This window comes from Marinobacter santoriniensis NKSG1 (assembly GCF_000347775.1).
In the GTDB taxonomy this organism is placed as follows: Bacteria; Pseudomonadota; Gammaproteobacteria; order Pseudomonadales; family Oleiphilaceae; genus Marinobacter; species Marinobacter santoriniensis.
This window is the reverse complement of record NZ_APAT01000023.1, coordinates 16,198-43,010: the sequence shown is the minus strand read 5'-3', so window position 1 is coordinate 43,010 and position 26,813 is coordinate 16,198. Positions and strand designations below refer to the sequence as shown.

At 60.6% G+C, this 26,813-nt stretch carries 22 protein-coding genes; 13 read left to right on the top strand and 9 right to left on the bottom strand.

What is annotated here, in order from left to right; translation table 11 throughout:
• Positions 1-8 precede the first annotated feature (8 nt).
• Both MSNKSG1_RS15680 and MSNKSG1_RS15675 read left to right on the top strand, forming a co-directional pair.
• On the top strand, positions 9-455 hold the full coding sequence (locus MSNKSG1_RS15680) for a hypothetical protein (protein WP_008940274.1): 447 nt from the start codon (positions 9-11) through the stop codon (positions 453-455).
• A gap of 23 nt (positions 456-478) precedes the next feature.
• Entirely contained in the window at positions 479-1,177 is a 699-nt protein-coding gene (locus tag MSNKSG1_RS15675; RefSeq protein WP_008940273.1) for a hypothetical protein, read from the top strand.
• Here the strand turns inward: MSNKSG1_RS15675 and MSNKSG1_RS15670 are convergent.
• The gene (locus MSNKSG1_RS15670; RefSeq protein WP_051067805.1) at positions 1,160-3,877 is read right to left on the bottom strand and encodes a nitrate reductase; all 2,718 of its coding nucleotides are present in this window, start codon (positions 3,875-3,877) and stop codon (positions 1,160-1,162) included. The genes MSNKSG1_RS15675 and MSNKSG1_RS15670 overlap by 18 nt on opposite strands.
• 539 nt (positions 3,878-4,416) lie before the next feature.
• Between MSNKSG1_RS15670 and MSNKSG1_RS15665 the strand changes: the two genes are divergently transcribed.
• The 3 genes from MSNKSG1_RS15665 to MSNKSG1_RS15655 are packed head-to-tail and all read left to right on the top strand — an operon-like array spanning position 4,417 to position 7,637.
• Positions 4,417-5,751 (top strand): CmpA/NrtA family ABC transporter substrate-binding protein, encoded by a 1,335-nt coding sequence (locus MSNKSG1_RS15665; RefSeq protein ID WP_152638805.1) that lies wholly within the window; start codon positions 4,417-4,419, stop codon positions 5,749-5,751.
• 23 nt (positions 5,752-5,774) lie between these two features.
• Positions 5,775-6,770, top strand: a complete 996-nt coding sequence (locus MSNKSG1_RS15660; RefSeq protein ID WP_008940270.1) for an ABC transporter permease — start codon at positions 5,775-5,777, stop codon at positions 6,768-6,770.
• Between the two features lie 9 nt (positions 6,771-6,779).
• Entirely contained in the window at positions 6,780-7,637 is an 858-nt protein-coding gene (locus tag MSNKSG1_RS15655) for an ABC transporter ATP-binding protein (protein ID WP_008940269.1), read from the top strand.
• Positions 7,638-7,643: 6 nt separating this feature from the next.
• Here the strand turns inward: MSNKSG1_RS15655 and MSNKSG1_RS15650 are convergent, their stop codons facing one another.
• Positions 7,644-8,948 (bottom strand): nitrate- and nitrite sensing domain-containing protein, encoded by a 1,305-nt coding sequence (locus MSNKSG1_RS15650; RefSeq protein ID WP_040887006.1) that lies wholly within the window; start codon positions 8,946-8,948, stop codon positions 7,644-7,646.
• A 345-nt stretch (positions 8,949-9,293) separates the two neighbouring features.
• On the opposite strand from MSNKSG1_RS15650, the gene MSNKSG1_RS15645 reads away from it, so the two are divergent.
• From MSNKSG1_RS15645 to MSNKSG1_RS15630, 4 genes are all read left to right on the top strand, one after another.
• Positions 9,294-10,526: an NAD(P)/FAD-dependent oxidoreductase gene (locus MSNKSG1_RS15645; RefSeq protein WP_040887005.1), complete on the top strand. Its 1,233-nt coding sequence runs from the start codon at positions 9,294-9,296 to the stop codon at positions 10,524-10,526.
• Positions 10,527-10,552: 26 nt separating this feature from the next.
• Positions 10,553-13,060, top strand: a complete 2,508-nt coding sequence (gene nirB, locus MSNKSG1_RS15640) for a nitrite reductase large subunit NirB (protein WP_008940266.1) — start codon at positions 10,553-10,555, stop codon at positions 13,058-13,060.
• A 25-nt stretch (positions 13,061-13,085) separates the two neighbouring features.
• Entirely contained in the window at positions 13,086-13,451 is a 366-nt protein-coding gene (gene nirD / locus MSNKSG1_RS15635; RefSeq protein WP_008940265.1) for a nitrite reductase small subunit NirD, read from the top strand.
• Between the two features lie 105 nt (positions 13,452-13,556).
• On the top strand, positions 13,557-14,924 hold the full coding sequence (locus MSNKSG1_RS15630; protein ID WP_008940264.1) for a WS/DGAT/MGAT family O-acyltransferase: 1,368 nt from the start codon (positions 13,557-13,559) through the stop codon (positions 14,922-14,924).
• Here the strand turns inward: MSNKSG1_RS15630 and MSNKSG1_RS15625 are convergent, their stop codons facing one another.
• The gene (locus MSNKSG1_RS15625) at positions 14,925-15,329 is read right to left on the bottom strand and encodes an NINE protein (RefSeq protein WP_008940263.1); all 405 of its coding nucleotides are present in this window, start codon (positions 15,327-15,329) and stop codon (positions 14,925-14,927) included.
• 369 nt (positions 15,330-15,698) lie between these two features.
• The gene (locus MSNKSG1_RS15620) at positions 15,699-16,805 is read right to left on the bottom strand and encodes an AraC family transcriptional regulator (protein ID WP_040887002.1); all 1,107 of its coding nucleotides are present in this window, start codon (positions 16,803-16,805) and stop codon (positions 15,699-15,701) included.
• Between the two features lie 229 nt (positions 16,806-17,034).
• Between MSNKSG1_RS15620 and MSNKSG1_RS15615 the strand changes: the two genes are divergently transcribed.
• Positions 17,035-17,928: a metal-dependent hydrolase gene (locus MSNKSG1_RS15615; RefSeq protein ID WP_008940261.1), complete on the top strand. Its 894-nt coding sequence runs from the start codon at positions 17,035-17,037 to the stop codon at positions 17,926-17,928.
• Between the two features lie 6 nt (positions 17,929-17,934).
• Here the strand turns inward: MSNKSG1_RS15615 and MSNKSG1_RS15610 are convergent, their stop codons facing one another.
• The 4 genes from MSNKSG1_RS15610 to yfbR form a co-directional block, all read right to left on the bottom strand.
• The gene (locus MSNKSG1_RS15610; protein ID WP_008940260.1) at positions 17,935-18,723 is read right to left on the bottom strand and encodes a class II glutamine amidotransferase; all 789 of its coding nucleotides are present in this window, start codon (positions 18,721-18,723) and stop codon (positions 17,935-17,937) included.
• Positions 18,724-18,776: 53 nt separating this feature from the next.
• On the bottom strand, positions 18,777-19,877 hold the full coding sequence (locus MSNKSG1_RS15605; RefSeq protein ID WP_008940259.1) for a GGDEF domain-containing protein: 1,101 nt from the start codon (positions 19,875-19,877) through the stop codon (positions 18,777-18,779).
• A gap of 108 nt (positions 19,878-19,985) precedes the next feature.
• Positions 19,986-20,801: an SDR family NAD(P)-dependent oxidoreductase gene (locus tag MSNKSG1_RS15600; protein WP_008940258.1), complete on the bottom strand. Its 816-nt coding sequence runs from the start codon at positions 20,799-20,801 to the stop codon at positions 19,986-19,988.
• Between the two features lie 118 nt (positions 20,802-20,919).
• Positions 20,920-21,522: a 5'-deoxynucleotidase gene (gene yfbR / locus MSNKSG1_RS15595; RefSeq protein ID WP_008940257.1), complete on the bottom strand. Its 603-nt coding sequence runs from the start codon at positions 21,520-21,522 to the stop codon at positions 20,920-20,922.
• A 148-nt stretch (positions 21,523-21,670) separates the two neighbouring features.
• On the opposite strand from yfbR, the gene MSNKSG1_RS15590 reads away from it, so the two are divergent.
• Entirely contained in the window at positions 21,671-22,441 is a 771-nt protein-coding gene (locus MSNKSG1_RS15590) for a transporter substrate-binding domain-containing protein (RefSeq protein ID WP_008940256.1), read from the top strand.
• Positions 22,442-22,446: 5 nt separating this feature from the next.
• Here MSNKSG1_RS15590 and MSNKSG1_RS15585 read toward each other — a convergent pair whose 3' ends face one another.
• Positions 22,447-25,263 (bottom strand): DUF748 domain-containing protein, encoded by a 2,817-nt coding sequence (locus tag MSNKSG1_RS15585; protein WP_008940255.1) that lies wholly within the window; start codon positions 25,261-25,263, stop codon positions 22,447-22,449.
• Positions 25,264-25,438: 175 nt separating this feature from the next.
• Between MSNKSG1_RS15585 and pdxH the strand changes: the two genes are divergently transcribed.
• Positions 25,439-26,074: a pyridoxamine 5'-phosphate oxidase gene (pdxH, locus tag MSNKSG1_RS15580; RefSeq protein WP_008940254.1), complete on the top strand. Its 636-nt coding sequence runs from the start codon at positions 25,439-25,441 to the stop codon at positions 26,072-26,074.
• Positions 26,075-26,076: 2 nt separating this feature from the next.
• A complete protein-coding gene (locus tag MSNKSG1_RS15575) occupies positions 26,077-26,808 on the top strand; it encodes a 4'-phosphopantetheinyl transferase family protein (protein WP_008940253.1) in 732 nt (243 codons plus the stop codon).
• Positions 26,809-26,813: the final 5 nt, after the last annotated feature.

The following is a 26,813-nucleotide window of genomic DNA, read 5'->3' as shown; positions in this document are numbered from 1 at the left end:
TCCGTTTAATGAAAGTGTTAATCGCTTGCGCGATGTTTTCGTTCAGCCTGTTTTCAGGTTGTGCCTCTCTCAATCAAGAATCCATCCAATTTCACACTTCCAATAACGCCATATTTGAACTCCGCAGTGGAAAATTCGATAGTGTCAGAGTTCAACCGTTTGAGACTCAGCTCTGGCTCGACGCAAATCTGGTGGGCTCTATAACGACGATGAAGACCAACTCCGACTTCTCCACGGCAGTAGAGGAAGTCAGACAGGGTTTTCGGGAAGCGCAAAAATCCTCGGGCAAGGTAACGGAACTGGACCTGGGCGAGGGAAACTTCGGCTTCTCTGTGACAGTAAACGGCTACACCACCGCATTTATAGCAACGTCCCAAGAGCCGTTGTCTTGGGCTACTATCAGCATGACCGATAGCGTTTCCGACGACGTTTTATCCAATTTAAGGGTTCACTAAAGGCATTAAGTCTCCCCACTCTCATGACCGCTTCGAAAGCCCAGGCCCATCTGCTCGGCCAACTCATGTGCGACACCACCCGCGATACCCTCTGGCAGCCCGCCGCCGGGTGGATCAGGGAGCGTCTGCCCGGAAGCGAACTGGTGTGCCGCGTCGGGTCTGGCCAGGCCACCTACCACCGGTTTGACCGGCAACGGAAGCAGCACCTGATCACCTATGGGGTGCGCATGATCGAGGCGAAACACCGCCCTGAAACGGCGAACGGTTGGCTGTCGAGCCGGGAAATACAGAAACGGGGTTACTTTGGCGGTGAACTGAGTGTCCTGAACCTGCTTGCCCACACCTGCTGCCATGAATTTGCCCATCTGCTGCAACAGAGCGCCGGGCAACGGTTCCGTGGCTCGGTCCACAACCGGCATTTTTACGCCATCCTGGATGAGCTGCACGAGAGCGGAGGCGCCGACAAGACCCGGCGGGCGCTGGCCGAACGATCACATGATCGGGGCATTCCCCTGTCGGATGCGGCGTTTGTTCTGCCAGACCCGGGGCATCAACGGGAATGCTGGCAGGTTGGCGAGGCCGTCGCTTTCGGGAAAGGACAGCGAGAGATTCGGGGTCAGATTATCCGCATCAATCGCAAGACCTGCACCGTCGATGGCACAGGCCGTGCGCGGGGCGTTCGCTATCGGGTGCCGCTGCAGATGCTACGCAAGGCTGGCTGACCTCGTCGGATCATTGGCCATGGTCTCACTGCCGTGTCGGTCGAGCATCCGTCGAAGTTCCGGAATGCAGGAACCGCAGTTGGTTCCGCACTGGAGGCTTTGCCCCAATGCATCGATGGATCGTTCCCCGTTTGAAATGGCCGCCTCGACCTGCTTTTCACCGACCTGAAAGCAGGTGCAGATCAGGCGACCGGTATCCTCGGTATCCACTGCCCGCCCGGCCAACAGACACTGACGTTGCTCCTGGCTCAGTTCGCTCTCGGCAAAGCACTGATCCAGCCAATCGAGCTCGGGCAACGCACCAGTCACCGGATCCACCAGCAACACGGCCTCAAGACGTCCCGCCACGACCCTGGCGGCACGGAACCGGCCTTCCGCTGGATCTTCAAGAAGCAGGTTCGGGTCGCCGCCCAGCCATTCCTTTGCCCACCGCGCCCAATTCAGGGGCTGGCGTCCAGCCAGCCACCAACTGTGGCTGTGGGCCAGTGGCTGTCGGCTCCAGTAATCACAGGCAGCCAGACCCTCACCCGGCCATAGCTGGTCCTTACGGCGCATCAGGCGCGCTTGCCAGCGCATGTTGAAAGGCGCCAGGCTTGCGGTGCCGTGCTTGCCCTCCGGCTGTCCGGAAACGGGATCAGAGACACCGGCCATCAGGTTGGTCGCGAGGGCCTGGGACGCGAAACAACTGTTCCAGTGAATCGGAACAAACACCTCGCCCGCTCGCACCTCATCCGTCGACCGTATGCGTCCCACATAACCGTGATCGCCCGGCCCCGAAAGCCTGCCCAGCTCCCCGTCCCTCACACCACAGGCCCGAGCGTCATCGGGATGGACTTCAATGAACGGTTCGGGACGATGTGCGAGCAGCCGTGGCGACAGGGCCGTGCGCGTCATGGTATGCCACTGGTCGCGGATCCGCCCGGCGTTGACCACCAGGGGGCGGGCTTCACTGGCCTGCTGGGCCGGCAGTATGGTGGTCACCGGCACCATCCGGGCTCGTCCGTCAGGCGTGGCAAACACACCGTCGCCAAACAGTCGGGCCGTGCCGGAAGTATCACTCATGTCCTTCCCCGGCAGGGGCCACTGAACCGGACTCAGTGCGTCATACTCCTGGCGTGAGAGATTCGCGAGAGCCGACAGATCAAACCGTCGACGCCCCGGACCACAGCCAAGGGCCCGCCCGGACAAACGTGCGTATTCCCGGAAAATGTCATCCGGACCGTCATAGTCAAAGGCGGTGCCGTACCCCAATTCCCGGGCGACCGCACTGATGATCCACCAGTCCGGCCGAACCTGCCCCGGCAGCGGAAGAAACGCCCGCTGTCGGGAAAGGCAACGTTCGGAGTTGGTGACGGTGCCGTTTTTTTCGCCCCACCCCGCCGCCGGGAGGAGTATGTCGGCAAACGCCGTGGTGTCGGTTTCCGCCATACAATCCGAGACAATCACCAGGGGACACTTTGCCAGTGCTTCGCGGACCCTCGACGAATCCGGAAGACTGACCGCCGGGTTGGTCCCCATGATCCAGATGACCTTGATCTGGCCACTGTGCACGGCTTCAAACAGATCAACGGCTTTCAGTCCCGGCCTGTCCGGTATGGCATGCGCCCCCCAGAACCGGGTCAGCAACTGGCGGGCACCTGGCGTGTCATAGTCAAGATGGGACGCCAGCGTGTTCGCCAGACCGCCCACCTCCCGACCGCCCATGGCATTGGGCTGACCGGTGAGCGAAAACGGCGTCGCGCCGGGCCGCCCCACACGGCCCGTGGCCAGATGACAATTGATGATGGCATTGGCTTTGTCGGTGCCGGCCACCGACTGGTTAATCCCCTGGGAGAAGCCGGTAACCGTTCTCGGGGTTTCGGCAAACCACCGGAAAAACGTCTCCACATCGGCCGACTCCAGATCGCATTGGTTCGCCACGGACGCCACCGACGGTGCCGCCAGTCGTGCGCAGTCCAGGGTTTCCGCATAGTCCGAACAATGGGCGTCAATGAAATCACCCTCTATAGCCTCCCGATCCGCCAGCCAAACCAGCAGGCCGTTGAACAATACGGTGTCGGTACCGGGTTTGAGTTGGAGGTGCAGGTCGGCCATTTCCGCGGTGGCAGTTCGGCGAGGGTCAATCACCACAACCCGACGGCCCGGCCGTCGGCTGGCCTCCATTCGCTGGAAGAGAACGGGGTGAGCCCAGGCGGCATTGCTACCGGCCAGCACCAGCAAATCGGCGAGTTCGAAGTCTTCATAGCATCCGGGGACACAGTCTTCACCAAATGCCCGTTTATGGGCTGCGACCGCAGAGGACATGCACAGCCGGGAGTTGGTATCGACATTGGGGGTTCCGATAAAGCCTTTGGCCAGTTTGTTGGCCACGTAATAGTCCTCGGTCAACAGCTGCCCGGAGAGGTAAAACGCCACCGAATCGGAGCCATGTTCCTGAACAGCCTGACGGATGCCGTCGGCGACCGCCTTGAGCGCTTCCGGCCAGGACGATGTCTGGCCCTTCAAACGGGGCGCGAGCAGCCGTCCAGTCTGACCGATTGTCTCGTGCAGGGCCGAGCCTTTCACGCAAAGGCGTCCCTGATTGGCAGGATGCGACGCGGTACCCTGGACGCCGGACGACCGGGTCGTTACGCCACATCCCACACCACAGTACGGGCACGTTGTTAAAACATCGGCGGTGGGCTCGTACGGATTTGCCACGTGGGGTCCCCCTGTTTTGTGAACAAAAAAAGCCCACCACGCCGGCATCGTGGATGTCACACGTCGCCGGCGTGGTGGGCCTCGTTGCCCGTTCTGAACGGATTCACGCGCCTTTCCTGACGCGTCACTCTGCAATGAGTCAAAGCAATAACAGGGCCAGAAGGCCGCCTGTCGGATGGAGCACCGACCGGACAACGATGTGCCGTTCAACGGCCCGGTTCAAAGTCCACGACCGACGTTTCACATTGGTGCAAAACCGTCTCACTACGCACTAAAACAAACCGATCGACCCCGTTCCCCCTCCAGCTGGCCGGAACGCAGTATCCCATTACCAACTGTTTTGGAAGTACTTTTGATCTCTGGCACAGGCTATGCAACATCCTCCTCGACATTGCAGACAGAACACTCCATCAGGCATAGGCGCCTGCTTTCCGGTAACGGGAGGCAGGCTTTTTTTTGTCTGAAAACCAGTGACGAGGGAACACACCATGAAAGAAGCACGGCATATCATCAGCAACATCAGACGGTTAGCGTTTCTGATGACAGCGGTTTCACTGATGTCCGTCGCCGGCATGACACGAGCGGAGATTGGTCCTCCGGAGAAGCCGGATCTCAAACTCGGGTTCATCAAACTGACCGACATGGCTCCCCTGGCCATTGCCTGGGAACAGGGCTTTTTCATGGACGAGGGCCTGTTTGTCGAGCTGGAGGCCCAGGCCAACTGGAAAGTGCTGCTGGACCGGGTCATCACCGGGGAACTGGACGGTGCGCACATGCTGGCGGGCCAGCCACTGGGCGCCACCATTGGCTATGGTACCCAGGCGAACATCATCACGGCGTTCAGCATGGACCTTAATGGCAACGGGATCACAGTATCCGACAAGGTCTGGGAAACCATGAAAGACCAGATCCCGAGCGAGCACGGCAAGCCCGTACACCCGATCAGCGCCAAGGCATTGAAACCGGTTGTCGAGGCATCAAAGGCCAGGGGCGAGCGCTTCCGCATGGGCATGGTGTTTCCGGTGTCCACCCATAACTACGAATTGCGCTACTGGCTCGCCGCCGGCGGCCTGAATCCCGGCTATTACGCGCCTCAACGCGGTGACACCAGTGGCACCCTGCAGGCGGACGTCTATCTGTCCGTCACCCCGCCACCGCAAATGCCGGCCACCATGGAAGCCGGCACCATCCAGGGCTATTGCGTCGGAGAACCCTGGAACCAGCAGGCGGTGTTCAAGGGTATTGGCGTGCCGGTGATCACCGATTACGAAATCTGGCCCAACAATCCAGAGAAGGTCTTCGGGGTGACCGAGCAATGGGCGCAAAAGAATCCGAATACCCACCTGCACCTGCTCCGGGCCCTGATTCGTGCGGCGCACTGGCTGGACGAAAACAACAACGCCAATCGCCAGGAAGCCGTGGAAATCCTGTCACGTCCAAGCTACGTCGGCGCCGATGCCGAGGTCATCGCCAACTCCATGACCGGCACCTTTGAATACGAGAAGGGCGATGTTCGCGAAGTCCCGGACTTCAATGTCTTCTTCCGCTATCACGCCACCTATCCCTATCCCTCCGATGCCATCTGGTACCTGACCCAGATGCGCCGCTGGGGCCAGATTCCGGACGCCAAACCGGACGACTGGTACATGAAGACCGCCGCCCGGGTCTATCGGGGCGACATCTACGCCAAGGCGGCCCAGTCACTGATCGATGATGGCCTCATGAGTCCGGAGGATTTCCCGGACTTCAGTCAGGAGAACTTCGTCCGCCCGGGACAGGGCAAGCTCATTGACGGAGTGACCTTCACCCCGCGCCAGCCCAATGCCTATATCGACCGGTTCGACATCGGCCTGAAAGGCACACAGACGCCCTGAACCGGCGTCCATAGGAGGATGACATGACAACCCTGACCACTTCAGCGTCCGAGACCGGAGCCCCGGGCCTGTTCCGGCGCCTGTTCGCGCGGCTGTCCGTGCCCGATCCGGCCTCTGCCGGCAAACGGTTACTGCTTCCGCTCATCGGTATTCTCGCGTTCCTGGGTTTCTGGCACCTGGCCGCCCCGCAGGTGAACACATCCCTCGGCGCCTTTCCGGGCCCGGCGCAGGTCTGGGAGCAGGGCGGCCAGCTGTGGCAGGAACATCTGAACCAGCGGGCTCGGGCAGACAAATTCGTCACCATGCAGGAGCAGAGAAACCAGCGGATTCTCGAGAAGGACCCGGATGCCGATGTCCGGATCCGGCCCTATCCCGGCGCCCCGACATTTCTGGACCAGGTCGGAACCAGCCTGATCACGGTGCTCTGCGGTTTTGCGCTGGCGACCCTGATCGCGGTGCCTCTGGGCATCGTGATCGGACTCAACCGTCACTTCCAGGCCGCGGTCAATCCCCTGATCCAGATTTTCAAGCCGGTGTCTCCACTGGCCTGGCTGCCCCTGGTCACGATGGTGGTCTCAGCGACTTACGTCAGTGACGATCCCATGTTCGAAAAATCCTTCCTGACCTCCATGATCACGGTCACTCTTTGCAGCCTCTGGCCAACCCTGATCAACACCAGCGTCGGCGTATTGGCGGTCGACCCGGACCTGCTGAACGTGTCCCGGGTGCTGCGGCTGTCGTTCTGGACCCACGTTCGCAAGGTCGTATTGCCAGCATCGGTTCCTATGATCTTCACCGGGCTTCGGGTCTCGCTGGGCATTGCCTGGATGGTGCTGATCGCGGCGGAAATGCTGGCCCAGAGTCCCGGCCTCGGGAAATTCGTCTGGGACGAGTTCCAGAACGGAAGCAGTCAGTCCCTGAGCCGGATCATGGTTGCGGTGCTGGTAATCGGCTTCATCGGTTTCCTGCTCGACCGCGTCATGCTCCTGATCCAGAAGAAAGTCGCCTGGAATGAATGAGGTATCGATATGAACAAGTCACACCTGGAATTGACCGGCGTGGAAATGGCCTTCGAAACACCCAAGGGCCCGTTCGTTGCGCTTGAAAACATCAACCTGAAGATCCACAAGGGCGAATTCGTGTCACTGATTGGCCACTCCGGCTGCGGCAAGTCCACCGTGCTGAATATTGTGGCGGGCCTGCTGCAGTCTACCCGAGGTGGCTGTGTGCTCGACGGACACGAAGTAAACTCCCCGGGGCCCGAGCGTGCGGTGGTGTTCCAGAATCATGCGCTGATGCCCTGGCTGACCGTCTACGAGAACGTCGAACTGGCGGTGCAGCAGGTATTCCGGAAGACGATGACACGGCAGGAACGGCGGGACTGGATCCTTCACAATCTGGAACTGGTGAACATGGCTCACGCCGCCGGCAAACGCCCGGGCGAGATCTCCGGCGGCATGGCCCAGCGGGTCGGTATCGCCCGGGCCCTGGCCATGAAACCGAGTGTACTTCTGATGGACGAGCCCTTCGGTGCGCTCGATGCGCTAACCCGGGCGCACCTTCAGGATTCGCTGATGGAGATCCAGCAGGAACTGAACAACACAGTGATCATGATCACGCACGATGTCGACGAAGCGGTCCTGCTGTCGGACCGGATCATCATGATGACCAACGGCCCGGCCGCAACCGTCGGCGAGGATCTCCACATAGATATGCCCCGCCCCCGCAACCGGGTTGCCCTGGCCGACAACTCAGCGTACGTGCACTATCGCCAGGAAGTGCTCCGGTTCCTGTACGAGAAACAGCGGAAACTGGAAACCCTCAAACCGGGCCGGGGCCGGTCGTCCGAAGACACGCCGGCAACGGCCCAGGCGGCGAGGGCCTGAAACGATTCACTTCAGCACATCGGCCATGGACACCAGGGCCCGGGCGACCTCCGGTAGCTTGCGGCCCTGATCCATGGCGAGTTTGCGCAAGACCCGATGGGCCTGATCGTTGTCGAGGCCCCGGCTTTCCATCAACAGCAGCACCGCCTTCTCCTGGGTCTTCCGATCGTCCAGTGCTTCCTTCGCCGACTGCAGTTCATCATTCATCTGCTGTAGGCGTCGCGTCTGCTCCTGAACGAGATCAAAAATGGACCGGCCGAACTGCTGGCTGACGCCATCGCTGGCCCAGGCGTCACCCGCGGGTGCTCCGGCCTCACGACCGGAATCGCACAGGACCAGCACGGGCTGGGAGGTGCGATCCTCTCGGTCCAGCGAGGCCAGGAGGGTCTCCTGGTGGTCCAGCGACTCCCGGGCTTCCGCGAAACGCTCGACACAGCAGGCGTGAAAACATCCCTCCACTGAATCCTCCACCATTTTCAGGTCATCAATCCGTTCGGTCATCAACGCAAACCAGCGGTCGGCCAGTTCCGGATCCATCGTTTTGTAGCGCCCCACCGACCATGCCCGTTGCCGAAGTCGCTCGATTTCCACCTCCCGCGGGTGCGCCCGCAGGCTCTGCCAGAGCAGTCGGCTGTCCTCGTCGGCGAAGCTGACAAAGACCTCGAAGCAACGTTCCTGCGCCTCGACAAGGTGCATCATGCGCTGACTCAGTGCATCATCAAAGCGTCCACAGGAGAACCCCGCAGAGCCGGCCGCGCGCTCCTGGCCGCAGTATTCCTTGCCGTTCATCAGATGGACCATCGCCACCAACAGGCCGGCAATGGAGGGGTCCACGACGGTATCGGCCGCCTCGAACACCACCGTAATCAGATGGTGGATGAGCTGGCTGAAACGCTGAGTGGCCGCCTCCGCAGGGATCGATTGCAACTCGATTCTGTCCCGAAGCCCTTCCAGGCCCTCCAGGTCATGGAGCGCGCTGGCGATCCGGTTCAACAGGTGACTGCTGGCCGGATAGTCCGTCAGTTCCCCGTGCACCTCCGACAGGGCCTGTCGAAACTCGGAGACCCGACGATCGACATCGCTTGCCATGGAGGCCCGTTCACTCGCGAACTTCTGGCCGGCGGACCCCAGGAACACGTTCGACGCTCCCCGCTCGCGCTGGAGTCCATGCACCAGGTTGCTGATGCTCTGTACCAACTTACCCATCTGAAGAAAGTACTGGAGGTTCTTCAGCTCGCACTGACGGGATGCAATCAGGTAGTCCGCTGCCGTGGGCAAGGCAACAGCCTCTGTCCGTTTTCGGGTGTTCATAAACTGCTCCGGATTCGGATTCATACGATGTCCTGATGGAGTACACAGCAATTAGTGCGCCATCGAGAGCCTCATCGTCGTGCAGGCCGCCCCAACGCAGGGCAGGTTTCCGGGAGCGATCAAGGACGAAAAATCCGGCCGTGGCAGCAAGACTCTGTTTTTAAAGACAAATAAATATTGGCACGAAGATCGCTAAAGGAATATCAAGGACGAATGTCCCGGCCAAGGATCAGGCCGGACCATCAGATCATTGTTGTTGGCATTGGCGCCGGACCATCGATTCCCCTCGGGGAGGAGATGCTCCGGCTTTTTTTGTTGGTCCGGAAACCGAAGGAGACCGCAAGCATGTCGGAGAACGGAAAAGGCACTCTGGTTGTCTGTGGCCATGGCATGGTGGCCCAACGATTTCTGGAAGAACTCACCGCGTTGGCCCCGGAGGCCTACGCGTCCATCGTGGTGTTCAACGGTGAGTCCCGAGCCGCCTACAACCGTATTCAACTGTCCGCATTGCTGGCCGGCGATACCAACGAAGCCAGCCTGTCACTCCAGACTGAACACTGGTACCGGCAACGTCAGATCCGGGTTCATGACGGGGAACCGGTCCGATCCATCGACCGCAAGCACCGCACGGTGACCACCGCGACCGGTCGGGTCCAGCGCTACGACACCCTGGTTCTCGCAACCGGCTCCCGCCCCTCCCGTCTTGGCATTCCCGGTGAGGAGCTGGACGGTGTGCGGTCATTCCGGGATCTGGAGGACACCCGGGCACTCATCGACCACTGCACACGACATCATCGCGCGGTCGTGGTCGGCGGCGGCTTTCTCGGACTGGAAGCGGCGGACGGTCTGCGTCGACGGGGCATGGACGTCACCGTGCTTCATCGTGGCCCGCACCTGCTGAACCGCCAGCTCGACCCTGTGGGGGGCGAACGGCTCGCCGAGGCACTGCGAGATCAGGGGCTCGCTGTCCGAACGGGGACCGCCCCCCTGAGACTGCTCGGCCGGGAACAGGTCCGGGCGGTGCAACTCGACGACGAAACCCTGCTCAGCGCCGATCTCGTTCTGATTGCCACCGGCATCACGCCCAGTCTCGATCTGGCCCGGGAGGCCGGACTCCGCTGTGACCGGGGGATTGCGGTCAACGACCGACTTCAAACCAGCGATCCGGACATCTACGCAGTCGGCGAGTGCTGCCAGCTGGGCGACCAGACCTTCGGTCTCGTGGAACCGGGATACCAACAGGCCGCCATTCTTGCACGGGTGTTAACGGACGACACCGGGCAGCACCGATATACCCCCTCGAACAGCGCGACCCGCCTGAAGATCAGCGACATTCCGGTGTTTTCCTGCGGGCAGCACTGTCCGGATGAATTCACCGAGTCGCTGGTCTGGCAGGACCTGGAGTCCGGCGCCTACAGCCATCTGATAGTCCGGGACAACCGACTGGTCGGTGCCGTTCTGGTGGGCAATACCCTCCAGGGCCCCTGGTTCCAGCACCTGATCGCCGAAGGCTCAGATATCACGGCCTACCGGCCCCAACTGCCGTTCGGAAAACCATTCTGTCAGGCCGCGGCCTGATCCGCGGCCCAAAGGAGGACATGACCATGAGCAAAAAAAACCTGATCGTCATTGGCAACGGTATGGTGGGCCATCACTTCCTGGAGCAGTTTGCGGCCTCGCCCGCCGCCAGAGATTTCGAGATACGGGTATTTGGTGAGGAAAAGCACCTGGCCTACGATCGGGTGCACCTGTCGGAGTACTTTACCGGCTCCACCCATGCCGATCTCGCGATGGGCACGCCCGACTGGTATGCCGAATCGGGGATTGTACTGCACCTGGGTGAACCGGTGACCGGCATTGACCGCGATACCCGTACGGTCACCACCCCTGAAGGCAGTTACACCTATGACGAGCTGGTACTGGCCACTGGCTCCTATCCATTTGTTCCCCCGATTGAGGGCCGTGAGCACCCCGCCTGTTTTGTTTACCGGACGCTGGAAGATCTTGATGCCATCCGTGCCAGTGCTCAGGGCGGGGAAACCGGCGTTGTGGTTGGGGGAGGATTGCTGGGCCTGGAGGCTGCAAACGCGCTGAAAAGCCTTGGACTGAACGCCCACGTGGTGGAGTTCGCACCACGCCTGATGCCGGTTCAGCTGGACGACGACGGCGGGGCGGTGCTTCGGCAGAAAATCGAGGAGCTGGGCGTTCAGGTGCACACGGAGAAGGCCACGACCACCATCGTCGAAGGTGAGGAAACCCGGCTGCGGATGAACTTCAGCGACGACAGTCACCTGGACACGGACCTCATTGTGTTTTCCGCGGGTATTCGCCCCCAGGATACCCTCGCCCGCCAGTGTGGACTGGACATCGGAGAACGGGGCGGGATCGTGGTCGACAACCGTTGCACCACATCCGATCCACACATCCACGCCATCGGCGAGTGCGCACTCTGGAATGGTCGGATTTTCGGTCTCGTGGCACCGGGCTACACCATGGCCCGGACACTGGCCGCCGCGCTGAATAACGATGAAGAAGCCGCCTTCACCGGCGCCGACATGAGCACCAAGCTCAAACTGCTGGGCGTGGACGTTGGCTCCATCGGCGATGCCCACGGGCAGACGCCGGGCGCCCGCAACATCCGCTACAACGACGAACAGGCGGGCCACTACCGCCGCATGGTCGTCAGTGGCGACGGCAAGAAGCTGCTGGGCGCCATTATGGTCGGCGATAACCATTATTACGACACGCTGCTGCAATACGCGCTGAACGGCATCGACCTGCCTGACCATGCCGAGAGCCTGATCCTTCCGGCGAGTCAGGGCGGAGCCCCGTCGCTGGGCCCCGATGCACTGCCCGACACCGCCTCGATCTGTTCGTGCCACAACGTGACCAAAGTCGACATCTGCGGTGCCCTCGACTCAGGCTGTACCGACCTGGGCGGCGTCAAAGCCGAAACCAGAGCGAGTACTGGCTGTGGTGGCTGTGCCGCCCTGCTCAAGAACGTGGTCGACAGCGAACTGGAAAAACGCGGCGTGGAGGTCAACACCGACATCTGTGAGCACTTTCCCTATAGCCGGCAGGAGCTCTTCCATCTGGTGAAGGTCAACGGCATCCGCACCTTCCGCGGCCTGATCCGGCAGTATGGCAAAGGCCACGGTTGCGACATCTGCAAACCGGCCGTGGGCTCGATCCTGGCTACCTGCTGGAACGACCACATTCTCGCGACGGACCATGTGCCACTGCAGGACACCAACGACACCTTCCTGGCCAACATGCAGAAGAACGGCACCTACTCCATCGTGCCGCGCGTGCCCGGTGGCGAGATCACCCCGGACAAACTGATTGTCCTCGGCGAGGTGGCCCGGGATTACAACCTGTATACCAAGATCACCGGTGGTCAACGGGTAGACCTGTTCGGCGCCACCCTGAGCCAGTTACCGGAGATATGGGAAAAACTGATTGCAGCCGGGTTCGAGACGGGCCATGCCTATGGCAAGTCGCTGCGTACGGTGAAATCCTGCGTGGGCAGTACCTGGTGCCGGTACGGTGTCCAGGACAGCGTGGGCATGGCGATCTTCCTGGAGAACCGATACAAGGGGCTGCGTTCGCCCCACAAAATCAAAATGGCGGTGTCGGGCTGCACTCGCGAATGCGCGGAAGCGCAGAGCAAGGACATCGGCGTGATCGCGACCGACAAGGGCTGGAATCTGTATGTCTGCGGCAATGGCGGTATGCGGCCCCGTCATGCCGATTTGTTCGCGACGGACCTGACCGATGAAGAGCTGGTTCGGACCATCGACCGGGTGCTGATGTTCTATGTACGGACGGCGGATCGGCTGCAGCGGACCAGTGTCTGGATGGAAAATCTGGAAGGTGGCCTGGACTACCTGAAAGACGTGGTTCTGGAGGACAGTCTTGGCATTGGTGCCGAACTGGAGGAGCACATGGAGGACATCGTGGGTACCTACCAGTGCGAATGGAAAACCGCGGTGGAAGATCCCGAGAAACGAAAGCGATTCCGGGAATTTGTAAACGCGCCGGAAAAGACGGATCCGGTACAGCAATGGACGACCGAGCGGAATCAGCGTCGGCCCGTTGCTGAATCGTCGTGAACACTTGAATCTTGTGGAGGTAACGATGAAAACTCGAACTCGTTGGGACGCGGTCTGCGAAGTCAGTGACCTGATACCCGATTCCGGTATTGCCGTTTGGACTGAAGACGGACCGGTTGCACTGTTCTATCTGCCGGACCGACTGCCGGCACTGTTTGCCATCAGCCACACCGACCCCTTCAGTGGCTCGAATGTGCTGGCACGTGGCATCACCGGGGATCTGAACGGGGAGCCGGTCGTGGCGTCACCGCTTTATAAGCAGCATTTCAGTCTGCGTAGTGGCGAATGTCTGGAGGACCCGTCCGTTCAGGTGCCGGTGTATCGGGTGTTGCTGGACGGGGATCGGGTACGACTGGAGATTTCCGTGGCCCGATCAGAGGTCGCAGCCTGAGGCAACCCGGGTCGCCTGATCCACAAGACAATAGGTGCTTTCGGTCAATCAATTCCGGCAGATCCTGAGGTAGTATCAAGGGCAGTATCAGCACAAGGATTGACCGTGACGCCTCTCAGCCCCACCGACCAACTCTTCCTCTGGCTGGAAAAACGCCAGCAGCCCATGCACGTCGGCGGCCTGCAGCTGTTTTCATTTCCCGAAGGCGCGCCCGATGACTACGTGGCCCGACTTGCCGGGCAGCTCCGGGAACAGTCCGTAGTCACGCCTCCGTTTAACCAGCATCTGGACTACCGTCTGGGCCAGCCGGTATGGGTCGAAGACAAGCATCTCGATCTGGAGCACCATTTCCGCTTCGAGGCATTGCCGACACCGGGGCGTATCCGGGAGCTGCTGTCGTTTGTCTCGGCGGAACACTCGCACCTGATGGATCGGGAACGGCCGCTGTGGGAAGTGCACCTGATCGAAGGCCTCAAGGACCGACAGTTCGCGCTCTACACCAAGGTGCACCACTCACTGGTGGACGGGATCTCCGCCATGCGCATGGCGACGCGGATGCTGTCCCCGGATCCGGACCAGCGGGACCTGCCACCAATCTGGGCGTTGCCACCCAGGGTATCCGGCGGAGGCGAAGACGGTGGCGGTTCGCTGGTGCGGAGCATCCGCCACCTGCTGGGCGAATCCGGCCGGCAGCTGGGCACCGTGCCCACAGTTGCCCGGGAATTGCTGAAGACGGTCAACGAAGCGAGAAAAGATCCGGCCTATCGATCCATTTTCCACGCCCCGCGAAGCATGCTGAACCAGAAAATCACCGGTTCGCGGCGATTCGCGGCCCAGTCCTGGAGCCTCAGCCGCATCAAGGCTGTCTGCCACGCCTACGGTACCACCGTAAACGATGTGGTCACCGCCATGTGCGCCAGTGCGCTGAGAACCTACCTGATGAACCAGGATGCCCTGCCGGACAAACCACTGATCGCCATGGTTCCGGTATCGCTTCGGAAGGACGACAGCACCGGCGGCAATCACGTGGGTGTGATCCTGGCAAACCTCCACACCGATGAAAACGATCCGGAAAAGCGGCTGATCCGGATCCATGAAGGGATGCAGGCCGCCAAGGATCGCTATGCGCACATGTCGCCGGAGGAAATCCTCAACTACACCGCCCTGACCCTGGCGCCCGCCGCTTTCCATCTGCTCACCGGCATGGCGCCGGCCTGGCAGACCTTCAACGTGGTCATCTCCAACGTCCCGGGCCCGGACGGGACCCGATACTGGAACGGCGCCAAACTGGAAGGCCTGTATCCGGTTTCCATCGCCATGGATCGCCTGGCCCTGAACATGACCCTCACCAGTTACAACAATCAGGTGGAATTCGGTCTGATCGGCTGCCGTCGCACCCTGCCCAGCCTCCAGCGCATGCTGGACTACCTCGATGACAGCCTGACCGAATTGGAAGCCGCCGCCGGGCTCTGATCAGCCCAGGCGGTGTTCCTGATTACGGATGGAGATCTGGTCGTTCAACGTCCAGAAGTCATAGAGCACCCCGATCAAGAACAGACCGCCGGTCAGCAGGTAGAGAATGCCGGTGATCCATTTGCCCATGTACATGCGATGGACACCGAAGATCCCCAGGAAGGTCAGCAGCAGCCAGGCAATGTTGTAGTCGACATCACCGGCCTGGAACCGCAGGTCCGCCTCCTCGTCCATGGACGGGATCAGGAACAGGTCGATGATCCATCCGATGAAGAACAGCCCCAGAGTGAAGAACCAGATGGTCCCGGTCACAGGCTTGCCGTAATAGAAACGATGGGAGCCCAGGAATCCGAAGATCCAGAGCAGATAGCCGAAGAGTTTGCTATGGGTATCAGGTTTTTCCATCATCGTCTGCTTCGTCCTTTTGCTGTGGTGCATGCGCCGGATTCTGGCCCTAGCCTTCCTGAATTGGTGGCTGGCCGGAGGGGAGATACTCTTTTCCTTGGGAAAAATAACTCGCTGCGCTCAGACATTTTTTTCCTGGCGGAAAAGAGTATCTCCCCTCCGTCCGACAGACTATTCAGGGATAGTCCTGGGGGGCAAGTTAAAATCGGTATATCCACCCGCGGACGGCCTTCTCGTTGGTCGACAGGGCGTGGGGCTGGGGGTGTTTTCTGCCGGGAACAAAGATGTCTGAGCGCAGCGAGTTCTTTGTCCCAGAAGAAAACACCCCCAGCCCCGCGCCCATGCACCCAATCAGGAGGAAACCGACTATCAGGGCCCGACTTCAGGCGCCGGATCCGGCCCACCTTCCCGAAACTCGCTCGCCGACTTCCCGGTCCATTTGCGGAACGCCCGGCTGAAATTGGACAGATCGGCATAGCCCAGTTCGTAGGCGATTTCGCTGACCGACTGGTTGGTGTACCGGAGCAGCTGGATGGCCCGGTCCTTCAGGACCGACTCGACGATCTCGCGATAGCTGGTATCCCGGTCCGCGAGCCGTCGTTTCAGGGTGCGGGAGGACACGCAGAACCGGTCGGCCATCGTCTCCAATGACGGGAGCGGACCCGGCATCATCCGAAGCATGTTCCGGACCGCCATGGCGATGTCGCCCTGTTCCTTGAGGGCCTTCTGGAGTTCGAACTCGCACTGTTCCCGGGCCATTTCCGAGGCATCGGCATCCGCCAGCCGCATCCGTACGCCGAGCAACCCGGTGGGAAAGATCATCATCTCTTCCGGTTGGCCGTAGTCAAACACCACCGGCAGCTGGCTCGCATACCGTCGATAATAAGCGGGCTCTTTACTGGTCAGGTGAACCCGGACCCCCGGCAACTTGCCGTCCTCCAGGGCGAACCCTTTGCGGGCCGCGTCTTCCCGGTCGAGTAATTGCTCGGTGAGCAGGATCAGGGTGGCACTCACGGTTTCGGCAAGAAACGTATACAGCTCGGGCACATCGAATTCGGTGCAGAGTTGTACCAGCACCTGGTCGCCCGCCACGGACTGCTTCATGGTCAGAAAAGGGGCCCGCAACTGGAGATAACGGCGAACGGAATCGAGGGCTCCCTCGAAGGTTGGGCTGGTGAGGGCGGCGAATCCGAGCGTACCGTGAATGGTCAGGCGCAGTTCCCGGGCGAGGGCGAAACTCAGGCCATCCTTCCCGGCGAGGTTCACGGCTCGCTGAGCCATGATGGTCGCGTCGGTCACGAAAATGCGACTGTCGTTGGCCTTGAGGTCGGCCGGGGTGAAATCCAGACCTTCGAAGAGCTGGCGATCGTTATGACCCAGTTTCCGGACGGTATCGGCGAGTACCCGCATGTAGACACCGGGTACCAGGAAAAAGCCAAGCATCTGCCGCTCGTTTTCCGGACTGGTTGTTGCCATCGAAGGCCTCTGATGATTGGTTATTGTGTCATCAGACTCTATCAGAAGCCGGCCCCCCATACAGTGGGATCTCCGGCGCTCGTGATCACGTCATCCGAGTCAATTCTTTTGCCGGTCTGGCCCATCCTGAACGATGGTCGTCCCTTTCTCGCCTTCAATCTCCGGCTTGCACCGCGGAAACTATGGCTATGACATCAGCCAAAGCGCCCAGGCGCAGAGGAGTACAATCATGCTGACAACCACATCCACCCCGAAGCCGGTCCGGGGTTCGCAGACGCCGGACAAGGTCGCCATCAAACCACAGCGGATGGGCTTTGAGTTTGGCTCACGGGTACCCCGGTACTGGCTGGACAACAGTTACTTCATCACCCACACGATGAACGCGCTTTCGGTCCTCTTTCCCGAGGGCGAGCAGTTCTTCGTGGATTCGGTCCGGGCGTTCCGGGACGGTATCGAAGATCCCAAGCTCAAGAAGGACGTTCGCGGATTTATTGGTCAGGAGGCCATGCATTCGCTGGAGCACGACGCCATGAACGAGCATGTGCGAGAGCAAGGCATGCCGGTGGAGGCGATGGAGCGGGATCTCAGAATCATCCTGGATGTGGCCAGGAAACTTCCGAAGCGCCATCAGCTGGCAATCACCTGTGCCCTGGAGCATATCACCGCTATGATGGCGGACATGCTGCTCGAACGTGACGATGTTCGGGAAGACATGCATGAATCCATGCGTCCGCTCTGGGTCTGGCACGCGATTGAAGAGACCGAGCACAAGGCGGTTGCCTACGATGTCTTCCAGCAGGCCGGCGGCACCTACGCCGAGCGGGCCTTCTACCAGGTATTCAGTACGGTAGCGCTGGGCATCGTTGGCTCCTGGTTTACCGGCCGCATGATGCTCAACGATCGAAAGAATTTCTCACTGAAAGAGAGCGCAAAGGGCATGTGGCGCATGTGGGGCCGGAACGGAACTTTCTCCAGCCTGATTCCGACCTGGCTGGAATACTTCAGGCCCGATTATCATCCCTGGGACAAGGACAACAGCGACCTCATCGCGCGCTTCAAGGCCGAAATCGAGGAGCACATCGCACCTCAATACCAGAATGGCAATCGCCGTACCCTGCAGTGACGCCAGTCAGTCAGGTCGGGCATCCGCCCGGCCTGACTGAACCACCTCGCCTTTTCGCCAGAGACGCCACTCTCCGGGCTCGTAGATATCCCAGGTTTCATCCGTTGTCAGGGGCTCTGTGACGATCACACTCACAATGTCATCCGGCGTGGTTTCGGATTCGAAGTCCACCGTTACATCGGCGTCCCTGAGCCGGGCCGGCCCGAACGGGGCCCGCCGGGTAATGCTGGCCATTTTGGTGGTGCAGTAGGTGAACAACCACTCGCCATTGCTGAGCAACAGGTTGAATACCCCCTCGCGGGCATAGTGCCGGGACAGGTTTACCAGGCGCGCCACAAGATCCTCATCGGGCGTGTTCCGGTCGCAGTGCCGTCGCAGGTGGTTGAGGATGTCGCAGAACAGGGCCTCACTGTCGGTCGAACCCACGGGTTCATAGAAGTCGCGACTGCCCCGGAATGCCTTCAGCTGACCATTGTGCGCAAACACCCAGTAGCGACCCCAGAGTTCACGAATGAAAGGATGGGTGTTGGCAAGACAGATTTCGCCAACGTTGGCCTGCCGGATGTGGCAGATTGCCACTTCGCTCTTGATCGGATGGGTCTGGACTACCTCGGCAATGCGGGAATGGGCGCTGGCGTCAGCGTCGTGGAAGGCCCTAACGCCGTGCCCCTCATAGAATGCAACGCCCCAACCATCCTTGTGCGGTCCGGTAGCACCACCCCGGCGGGTAAGGCCGGTAAAACTGAAGCAGAGGTCGGTGGGGGTATTGGCGCTCATGGCCAGCAATTCACACATAATCCGAACGATTCCGGGCGATGGACAATGGACTGCCCCTCAGGATACCCGAATCAGCCGGCACTGCCAGTCAGAAGGTCGCCCTGGGACGACGGCGCACCAGCCCCGGCCACGCGGTTACGACCGGCCCGCTTGCCGCTGTAGAGACACCGATCGGCCACACGGAACAGGGTTTCCGCGTCGCGGCCATGGTCGGGCCACTGGGCAATCCCGAAGGACGCCGTCACCCGGATGCTCGCCTCTCCATATGCCAATTGCTGGCAGGCAATGCGCGCACGCAGTTCGTCCATGAGTTCGAAAGCATCCGCCGGTTTCACGTCCCGCAGGATCAAGCCGAATTCCTCGCCACCAAGACGGCCAACGAAATCCGTGCTCCGCAGCCGCTCGGTCAGACACCGGCTGATATGACGCAGGACATGATCACCCGCATCATGTCCGAGGGTATCGTTGACCACCTTGAAATGATCGATATCCATGACCACCAGGGCAAATCCGGTTCGGCTTCGATCGCATTCCGCAATGGTCCGGTTGAGCGTGGACTGGAAATTCGCCCGGTTGGCCAGCCCTGTGAGCGCATCGGACTGGGCCATATTCACCAGACGCTGCTCCGCCTCTTCCCGCCGGATCTCATACATGTGCACAAACACCAGCATCAGGCCACCGCACAGCGCCATGTTCAGGAGATCGATCATGGCGTGGGGGCTGCCGAGTCGACCAAGCTGGAACAGATAGACCACCGCACCGACCAGCATGAATGGCAGGCTCAGGATCAGTCCCTCTTTCTTGCCCAGCAACAGGTAGGCCAGCACCGGCATCATCAGGACCCATGCAAACGCCGAGACCGACGATTCCGGGAACAGCATGATCACGAGGAAGAAACTGAACAGGGTTACCAGGTAGGCGTAGATCCACTGCTGGAGTCGGGGCGTGGTTCTGAGCCAGCGCATGCCAAAGAACAACGCGGCGCTGGCGCTCCACTCGATGGCGGAAATCCACCAGAACCCGTTCAGCAGTTGCAGGCAGCCGAATACCACCAGTGCCGAACCGGTGACCAGAAACAACAGCCGGATCAGAGAGCGGCGATGACCATCGCGGAGACCCGAGCGACTCTGCTCCAGAGTGGCTCCCAGGTCGGGAATGTGTGGCGAATTCATGCTGACTCTTTCCCTAGACGAACAGCAAGTATAGACCGGAAAAACTGCCTGTAAAATGTACAACAGGCTGACTGCACAGACCAGCCTGTTTTTGCCATCCGGCCCGAATCAGACGTAAAGGTTACGTCGCGAGAAGCGCTCCACGAGCGGCTGGTAGGCCGATCCCAACAGGCGGTTGATTGCATCAATGCCCCAGGCGTCCGGGCCGACCAGAATCCGCGATTCGTTTTTAAGGATGCCTTTGACGATGATTTCCGCGGCCTTGTCCGGCGTGGTCATGGCAATCTTGTCGAAGCCCTTACGCTGGGCCTCGGCGTTCTCCGACTTACCCATGCGGGCCGCGTTGGCGATGTTGGTCCGGATACCGCCCGGATGGACACAACTCACCGACACCGGCTGATTCTCCAGCTTCATCTCCTGGCGGAGGGATTCGGTGAAGCCCCGGACCGCGAATTTCGCGGCATTGTAGGCACTCTGTTTGGGCACACCGATCAGCCCGAAGACGCTGGAAATGTTCACCACATGGCCATCGCCTGAGTTAATGAGGTGTGGCAGGAAGGCACGGGTACCGTGGGCCACGCCCCAGAAATCAATGTCCATGATCCATTTGAAGTCGTCGTCGGTCATTTCTCTGACTGACGCCGAAAGCGCCACCCCGGCATTATTGACGACCAGATTGACGTGGCCGAAATCCTCAACCACCTGAGCGGCGTGGGCGTAGATGGCGTCGCGGTCCGACACGTCCAGGGCATAACTGCGGGCGTCGGTACCCTTCAGACTGGCCAGGGTTTCTGCCAGGCCGGATTCGTTGACATCCGAGATTGCCAGGCGGCATCCGCGCCCGGCGAGGTTTTGGGCCAGTGCGCGACCAATGCCGGAACCGGCACCGGTCACAACGGCAACTTTGTCTTTCAGATCCTTCATGGCGAGAGCCTCTTGTAGTGATTGTTCCAGTAAAGCAAAACTGCTGGGAAAAACCACTTTAGGGAGGTGCCGGGCGGGCGCCTATGGCACAACACGCTGAACGGTACAGGCAGCGAAGTCAGTCGCCCTGCCCAAGCAGGTTATCCAGTGGCTGATCGTAGCTCGGGGCAAACACCTCAAGAAAGTACTGAACCTCAGGCAGGTCATCCCGCTCCAGGCGTTCGCGGATCTGCTCCGCCGCCGGCCCGAATTCCGGGTTTCCCGCCGCCAGTTCAGCCCGGCACTTGAGCCACGCGGATAACCGGTCTGCTGCCTTGATCAGCTCCCGCTCCCCCGGAGTCAGGCGGGATTCCCGCAGGTAGGGCGTAAACGCCGGACGCAATTCTTCCGGCAGGAGGGCCAGCAATTCGTCCTCGGCCTTGTGTTCAATATCGCCAAAAGCACTGCGCATCACCCGGGAGTGATACTTCACCGGCGTCGGCATATCGCCGGTAATCACTTCGGTGGCATCGTGGTAGAGTGCGGCCGCCGCGATGCGGTCCGCATTGACCTGGCCACCAAAGCGCTCGTTTCGGAGGATGGCCAGCGCGTGGGCGAGAGTCGCCACTTCCCAGGAATGGGTGGCCACATTTTCTTCAATGGCATTGCGCATCAATCCCCAACGCCGGATCCAGCGTAAACGGGAGACATAAGCAAAAAAATGGCTCGTTTTACGGCCCATGACTTATATATCCTTTTGACCTATTTTATAAAAATGAACCTTGATTCATCAGCAACTTTGGTGGTTTTATGTGTACCCTAAAGTTACATATAGAACGGAAGCCCGCGTGACCAGCATTCGATCCATCCTTTGCAAGAGTCTGCTCCTTATGACTCTTGCGATTCCAGCGCAGGCAACGACCACCATCAACGTCGGCGTCTACAACTTTCCTCCCATCGCCCAGGTGAACGCAAACGATCAGGCCACCGGTTTGCTGGGAGACCTGCTGGATGCCCTCGAAGAGACCCACCCGGACATCCGGTTCCATGTGGTTTATACCTCCCCCATGCGCCGGTACCTGGATTACGACGCGGGCCTGTTTGACGTCATGTTCTTCGAGAGTCCCGAATGGGAATGGGAGGACAAAGGCGCGCTGATCTCCCCCCCGATTCTGATGGATGAAGACCTTTACGTCGCCCTCAACAAGCCCGGGCGGGATCTGAGCTTCTTCGACGACATTGCAGACCGGAACATCGTCGCCATGGCGGGTTACCACTACGGCTTCGCCGGGTTCGAGACGGACAACCGGAAACTTGCGGAAAAATTCCATATTGAATTTTCCGACAGCCACCGCCGCAACCTCAGTCTGATCAAAGCCGATCGCCCTTCGGTGGCAGAGGTGGCTATCATCAGCTACTCCTACCTGCAGCGTGATCTGGCGCAGCATCCGGAAGACTGGAACCGGCTGCTGATTTCAGACCGTCCGGATCAGGTGTACAAACTCAGCATCATTGCCCGCCCGGACGGGCCAGTAACGGCGCACGACATGATGAACCTGCTCGCGCCCCTGGTGGCCAATGGCCGCTACCGGATGCTGGTGGAACAGTGGGGGCTCCGGCTGCCGCCGGGCTTCCTCGGCCACTTCCCCGACGTTCCCTAGAGCGGTCAGCGAACATCCAGCCGGAACGGTACCACCACCGCTCCAGAACCGTTCACCCCCGCATCCTGGGCCGGGTCCAGCAGAAATAGCTGATCTTCGGGTACGTCCTGAGTGTCACGCAGGACCTTCCGTACCGCCAGTCCGCGATCCCGTGCGAGGTTGTTCAATGCCTCCGGCGGCAGTGAACGCTCACCTTTGAGGTAGGCCTCCCGGGCCTGCTTCCATTGTTCCTCGGTGATGTTCTTCTGTCCGCCATTGGTCAGTTTGTCCCGCAGTAACGCGAGACCATCGGCTTCCGGCGCAACACTGCCCCGGATGTTCAGCAACAAATCGGGACGCTGCTGGAGCGCACTCCCCAACGCGGCCAGTTTCTTCGATTCACCGTCGGCCAGTTCAATGCTGCCGGGCACGAAACCGACCTGACCCAGCTCTTCCCCGCTGAAGCCGGCCATGTCAGCGATCGATCCCAGCATGCTGAAGGGCGACGCGGCGGCCTTCACCAACAGGTTCACGAACGCCCGCATAACCACCTGACCGACACTGAAATCCGGATTCGACAGGTCACCACTGATCGGCAGGTCTACCTCGATTACCCCCTTCCGGTCCCGCAGCAGGGCGAGGCCGAGCTTCACCGGCGCTTTCACCGCCTGGTCGCTGGCAACCGTGCGGCCCAGCGCCAACCGATCCATGATGACTTCGTTGGAGGCGTCGATCCGTGGGCCGGCAATGTTGTAATCCAGGTTGAGATTGAGCTTGCCGCTGTCTACCGCATACCCCAGGTAACGTCCAAAGTAGGGCGACAGGGCCGGGAGTGACAGGTTATCGGCCTTGAGGGTGACCTTGGTGGTGTCATCGGTGCCCAGGGTCCCCAGCGTTCCGTCGAAGTCCACCTGGCCGACCTGGCCGATGCGACCCTTCAGCGCCACCTTACCCTGCTGCGGCGGAATGTTGCTGATGCCGGTCACGGAGCCGTTCAGTTCATCCAGCGAGGTTGTGAAGGCCGGGTCGAGCGTGCGATCCGTATACGCGACAGATCCATTGTCGACCTGAACCTCCCCGATCCGGAAAATCAGCCCCGGCCCGGAATCGCCTGAGCCGGATGGTGTCTCCGTGGTGTCGGCTGCGGGGCTCGACGCCGTCACCGGAATCCGCTCCACGTTATGAATGGCGTCGGTACCACGAACCACATTTGCGACCGGCTGGACCAGGGTTACCGTTCCGATTTCCAGGCGCGCCGGGCTGACGTTGTACTCAATGGGCGCCAGGCGCAGAGATTGCCAGGACAACAAGCGATCCTTGCTGTCAGGCAGGCTGACACTCAGCTTGCTCACTTCTGCCGTCCCGCTGAAGGTCCCGGTCAGTGGTTGCTGCTGGGCATCCAGATCGAGATTCCCGTCCAACGACAGATCCCCGCTGGCAATCGCCAGATTGGCCCCCTGGCGGACGTAGGGTTCGAAGGCGTTCAGGCTGACGTCGGAGCCGGACACGGCAGCCTCAAGAGTGAAGGGGGCCGGCGTCACCTGACCGTCCAGCGACAGGTTTCCGCCGCTTGCCAGACTCGCTTTCAGGGAATAGCGGACGGGTTCCTCGAGATTGTCGGTCAAGGGACTGGTCGAGAGTGAAATCCCCTGGAGCGCCAGGTCCACACCCTCTGGAGGGACCTCGTCGCGCCAGCGAATGTTCGACTCCGACACATCGATCCCCGTGATGGACCATCGGAACGGACGTCCACTGCCGGATGAAGCAGTGTCGCCGGTTGATGTCTGGCTGGCGCCTTCACTCTGGCTCAGGGGGGCCAGCCAGTTGATCTGTCCATCGGCGTCGCGACGGACACCCAGATCCAGGTTAGTAATCGTCACCTTGCCCACCTTCGCCTCACGGGCATCCAGATCAAAACCGATCTGATCCACGCCGATCTGACCGGTCAGCAACTGAGGCTTATCCGCCGATGCATCCAGCGCCACCGCCAGATCTTTCAGGGACAGTTCACCATTGGACGTGGCCAGGTGGACGCTGTCACCGACACTGAGCTGATAATCGGAACTGACGGTGACACTGCCACCACGGAGGTCGTACGGCAGGTAGGGTGCAAGAAAATGGGACAGGGTCTGGTAACTCACATCCGCAATACGAAGCCGACCACTGGAGGCGACGGGCGTGACCGTCAGATCGCCCTGCCACTCGATGGTCTGGCTGCCCAGGGCCGCCAGCAGATAATAGTTACTGTCACCATCTTCCCGCGGCCAGGTGGCCAGATCATTCAGCGCAAGACTGAGCGGGCGCACCTCGAATTCCGCCGGCTTCTCCCCGGACAGGTCCCGGAACAGCATTTCGCCGCCGTTGATCGCCAGCTTCTGGAAGAAAAGGCGGGGAGGTCCACCGGAAGAGGACGCCGGTTGCGCCGGTTCAGCCGGCGCCGGATGGGACTGTTGCCAGTCCCGGGCGACATTGACGTTGTTGCCCTTCAACAGGTCCAGCCGGAAGTAGGGCTCGTCCAGCCGTATTTCCTGGAATCCGACAATGCCTTTGAAAAACTGGAAAAACCCCAGATTGACGAAAAGATCGTCAAATCCCAGCACTTTTTTATCATCACCATCCACCGCCGACAGATTCCGGATTTCGAGCGTCAGTGCGAACGGGTTGCTGCGAATGTCCTCGACCGTCGCCTGCCAGCCCATTTGCTGCTCGAACTGCTCCGGGAGGGTACGTTTCAACCACCAGGGCAATAGCAGAAATCCTGCTGCCGCATACAGCGCCACGAGAACAAGCACGGCAATAACGAGGTTTCTTGGAAGATGACTGCGCTGACGGCTCCGGACCACGTATCGTCTCCTGGTGATGGGGCGAAAAACCGGGGCCAATATGGCCCTCTGCCTGACACAAGGATAGTCGTCCCGGTGCCGTTTTGTCAGCCAGGCTGCATATGACACGCTCCGCTGAACCCGTTATCCTCCAACTGCGTATGATCAGGCAGACCGTCTGTACGAGGAGAAGTGGATGGATATCGGCGATATGCGTCGTGATTTTGAAAGCGAAGGGCTGGATCGTGAGGACCTGGATGACAATCCCGTTCGCCAGTTCCAGTCCTGGTTCGAAGACGCCCGCGAGGCGGGCATACTGGAACCGAATGCCATGTCCCTGGCCACGACGGGGCAGGACGGCATGCCGGATCTGCGTACCGTGCTCCTCAAGTACTTCGACGAACAGGGCTTCGTTTTCTACACCAATTACGGTAGCCGGAAGGCCCGGGAAATCGATGAGAACCCGCGCGCCGCGCTGCTGTTTCCCTGGATCGGCCTCAATCGCCAGGTCCGCATTCAGGGCAAGGTCGAAAAGGTGAGCAAGACCGAATCCCTGCGGTATTTCGCGTCCCGTCCCCGGGGCAGCCAGCTGGGCGCCTGGGTCTCCGAGCAGAGCAAGGCCATTACCTCACGGGGCTTGCTGGAACAGAAGGTGGCCGAGATCAAACGGAAATTTGCCGACGGCGATGTGCCGTTGCCGAGTTTCTGGGGTGGCTATCGGATTGTGCCAGAGCGGATCGAATTCTGGCAGGGGAGGCCCAGCCGTCTCCACGACCGGTTCGAATACACCCGAAAAGCGGATGGCTGGCAGATCGAACGGTTGCAACCCTGAACATGCCTTCCATCTGGCTTTGCCATCAGACCGGCATCGCGCCGGAAAACGCGCCCGCGTGGCTGACCGGCTCCGAGACCGATGCGCTGTCACGGTTTGAAGGCCCCCGCCGGCGGGAATATCTGAGCAGTCGCTGGTTGATCCGGCAGGCTCTGGCGGGCGCCTCCGGCGAGTCTCCCCGGAACTGTCGGCCGATCGCAGGCCGTCCCACAGCCTCCGAAACACCGCCGGGCTGGCATCTGACACTGAGCCACAGTCATGGCCTGTCAGCCTGTGCCGTTGGCCCCATGGCCGGCATCGGTATCGACATCGAGCCTCGCCGGCGCCATCCCCGGTGGCAAAATGTCGTCCAACGCTGGTTCTCGCCCGTCGAGCAGGCGTGGCTGCTGAAAACCGACAACCCGGCGGACTTCCTGACAGCCTGGACGCTCAAGGAAGCCTGGCTGAAGGCCACAGGGAGGGGCATCGCCAACAACCTCCAGACACTGGAAATACGCCCCGGATTTGAACTCTATGGCGACCGGTCCGAGACTGACTGGCGCGTGTGCAGTTACGATTGTGAGGGTTTTCTGGTCACGCTCGTCTACCGGAAGGCGGAAACGGAGGGACCCCAAGCGCTACCGGGCATCCAGCTCCTGTCCCCGCCGCCGGACGACTTCGAGCTGGATGAACCGGGGCGACTCCCGGCGGTCTGGGAGCCCGTCATCCAGCGCGCCATACACCCGAAGGAATGAGCCAT

Bases quoted from the DNA above. Each gene is read 5' to 3' on its own strand.
- MSNKSG1_RS15680 (WP_008940274.1), top strand. From the start codon at position 9: ATGAAAGTGTTAATCGCTTGCGCGATGTTTTCGTTCAGCCTGTTTTCA.
- MSNKSG1_RS15675 (WP_008940273.1), top strand. From the start codon at position 479: ATGACCGCTTCGAAAGCCCAGGCCCATCTGCTCGGCCAACTCATGTGC.
- MSNKSG1_RS15665 (WP_152638805.1), top strand. From the start codon at position 4,417: ATGACAGCGGTTTCACTGATGTCCGTCGCCGGCATGACACGAGCGGAG.
- MSNKSG1_RS15660 (WP_008940270.1), top strand. From the start codon at position 5,775: ATGACAACCCTGACCACTTCAGCGTCCGAGACCGGAGCCCCGGGCCTG.
- MSNKSG1_RS15655 (WP_008940269.1), top strand. From the start codon at position 6,780: ATGAACAAGTCACACCTGGAATTGACCGGCGTGGAAATGGCCTTCGAA.
- MSNKSG1_RS15650 (WP_040887006.1), bottom strand. From the start codon at position 8,948: ATGAACACCCGAAAACGGACAGAGGCTGTTGCCTTGCCCACGGCAGCG.
- MSNKSG1_RS15645 (WP_040887005.1), top strand. From the start codon at position 9,294: ATGTCGGAGAACGGAAAAGGCACTCTGGTTGTCTGTGGCCATGGCATG.
- nirB (WP_008940266.1), top strand. From the start codon at position 10,553: ATGAGCAAAAAAAACCTGATCGTCATTGGCAACGGTATGGTGGGCCAT.
- nirD (WP_008940265.1), top strand. From the start codon at position 13,086: ATGAAAACTCGAACTCGTTGGGACGCGGTCTGCGAAGTCAGTGACCTG.
- MSNKSG1_RS15625 (WP_008940263.1), bottom strand. From the start codon at position 15,329: ATGGAAAAACCTGATACCCATAGCAAACTCTTCGGCTATCTGCTCTGG.
- MSNKSG1_RS15620 (WP_040887002.1), bottom strand. From the start codon at position 16,805: ATGGCAACAACCAGTCCGGAAAACGAGCGGCAGATGCTTGGCTTTTTC.
- MSNKSG1_RS15615 (WP_008940261.1), top strand. From the start codon at position 17,035: ATGCTGACAACCACATCCACCCCGAAGCCGGTCCGGGGTTCGCAGACG.
- MSNKSG1_RS15610 (WP_008940260.1), bottom strand. From the start codon at position 18,723: ATGTGTGAATTGCTGGCCATGAGCGCCAATACCCCCACCGACCTCTGC.
- MSNKSG1_RS15605 (WP_008940259.1), bottom strand. From the start codon at position 19,877: ATGAATTCGCCACACATTCCCGACCTGGGAGCCACTCTGGAGCAGAGT.
- MSNKSG1_RS15600 (WP_008940258.1), bottom strand. From the start codon at position 20,801: ATGAAGGATCTGAAAGACAAAGTTGCCGTTGTGACCGGTGCCGGTTCC.
- yfbR (WP_008940257.1), bottom strand. From the start codon at position 21,522: ATGGGCCGTAAAACGAGCCATTTTTTTGCTTATGTCTCCCGTTTACGC.
- MSNKSG1_RS15590 (WP_008940256.1), top strand. From the start codon at position 21,671: ATGACTCTTGCGATTCCAGCGCAGGCAACGACCACCATCAACGTCGGC.
- pdxH (WP_008940254.1), top strand. From the start codon at position 25,439: ATGGATATCGGCGATATGCGTCGTGATTTTGAAAGCGAAGGGCTGGAT.
- MSNKSG1_RS15575 (WP_008940253.1), top strand. From the start codon at position 26,077: ATGCCTTCCATCTGGCTTTGCCATCAGACCGGCATCGCGCCGGAAAAC.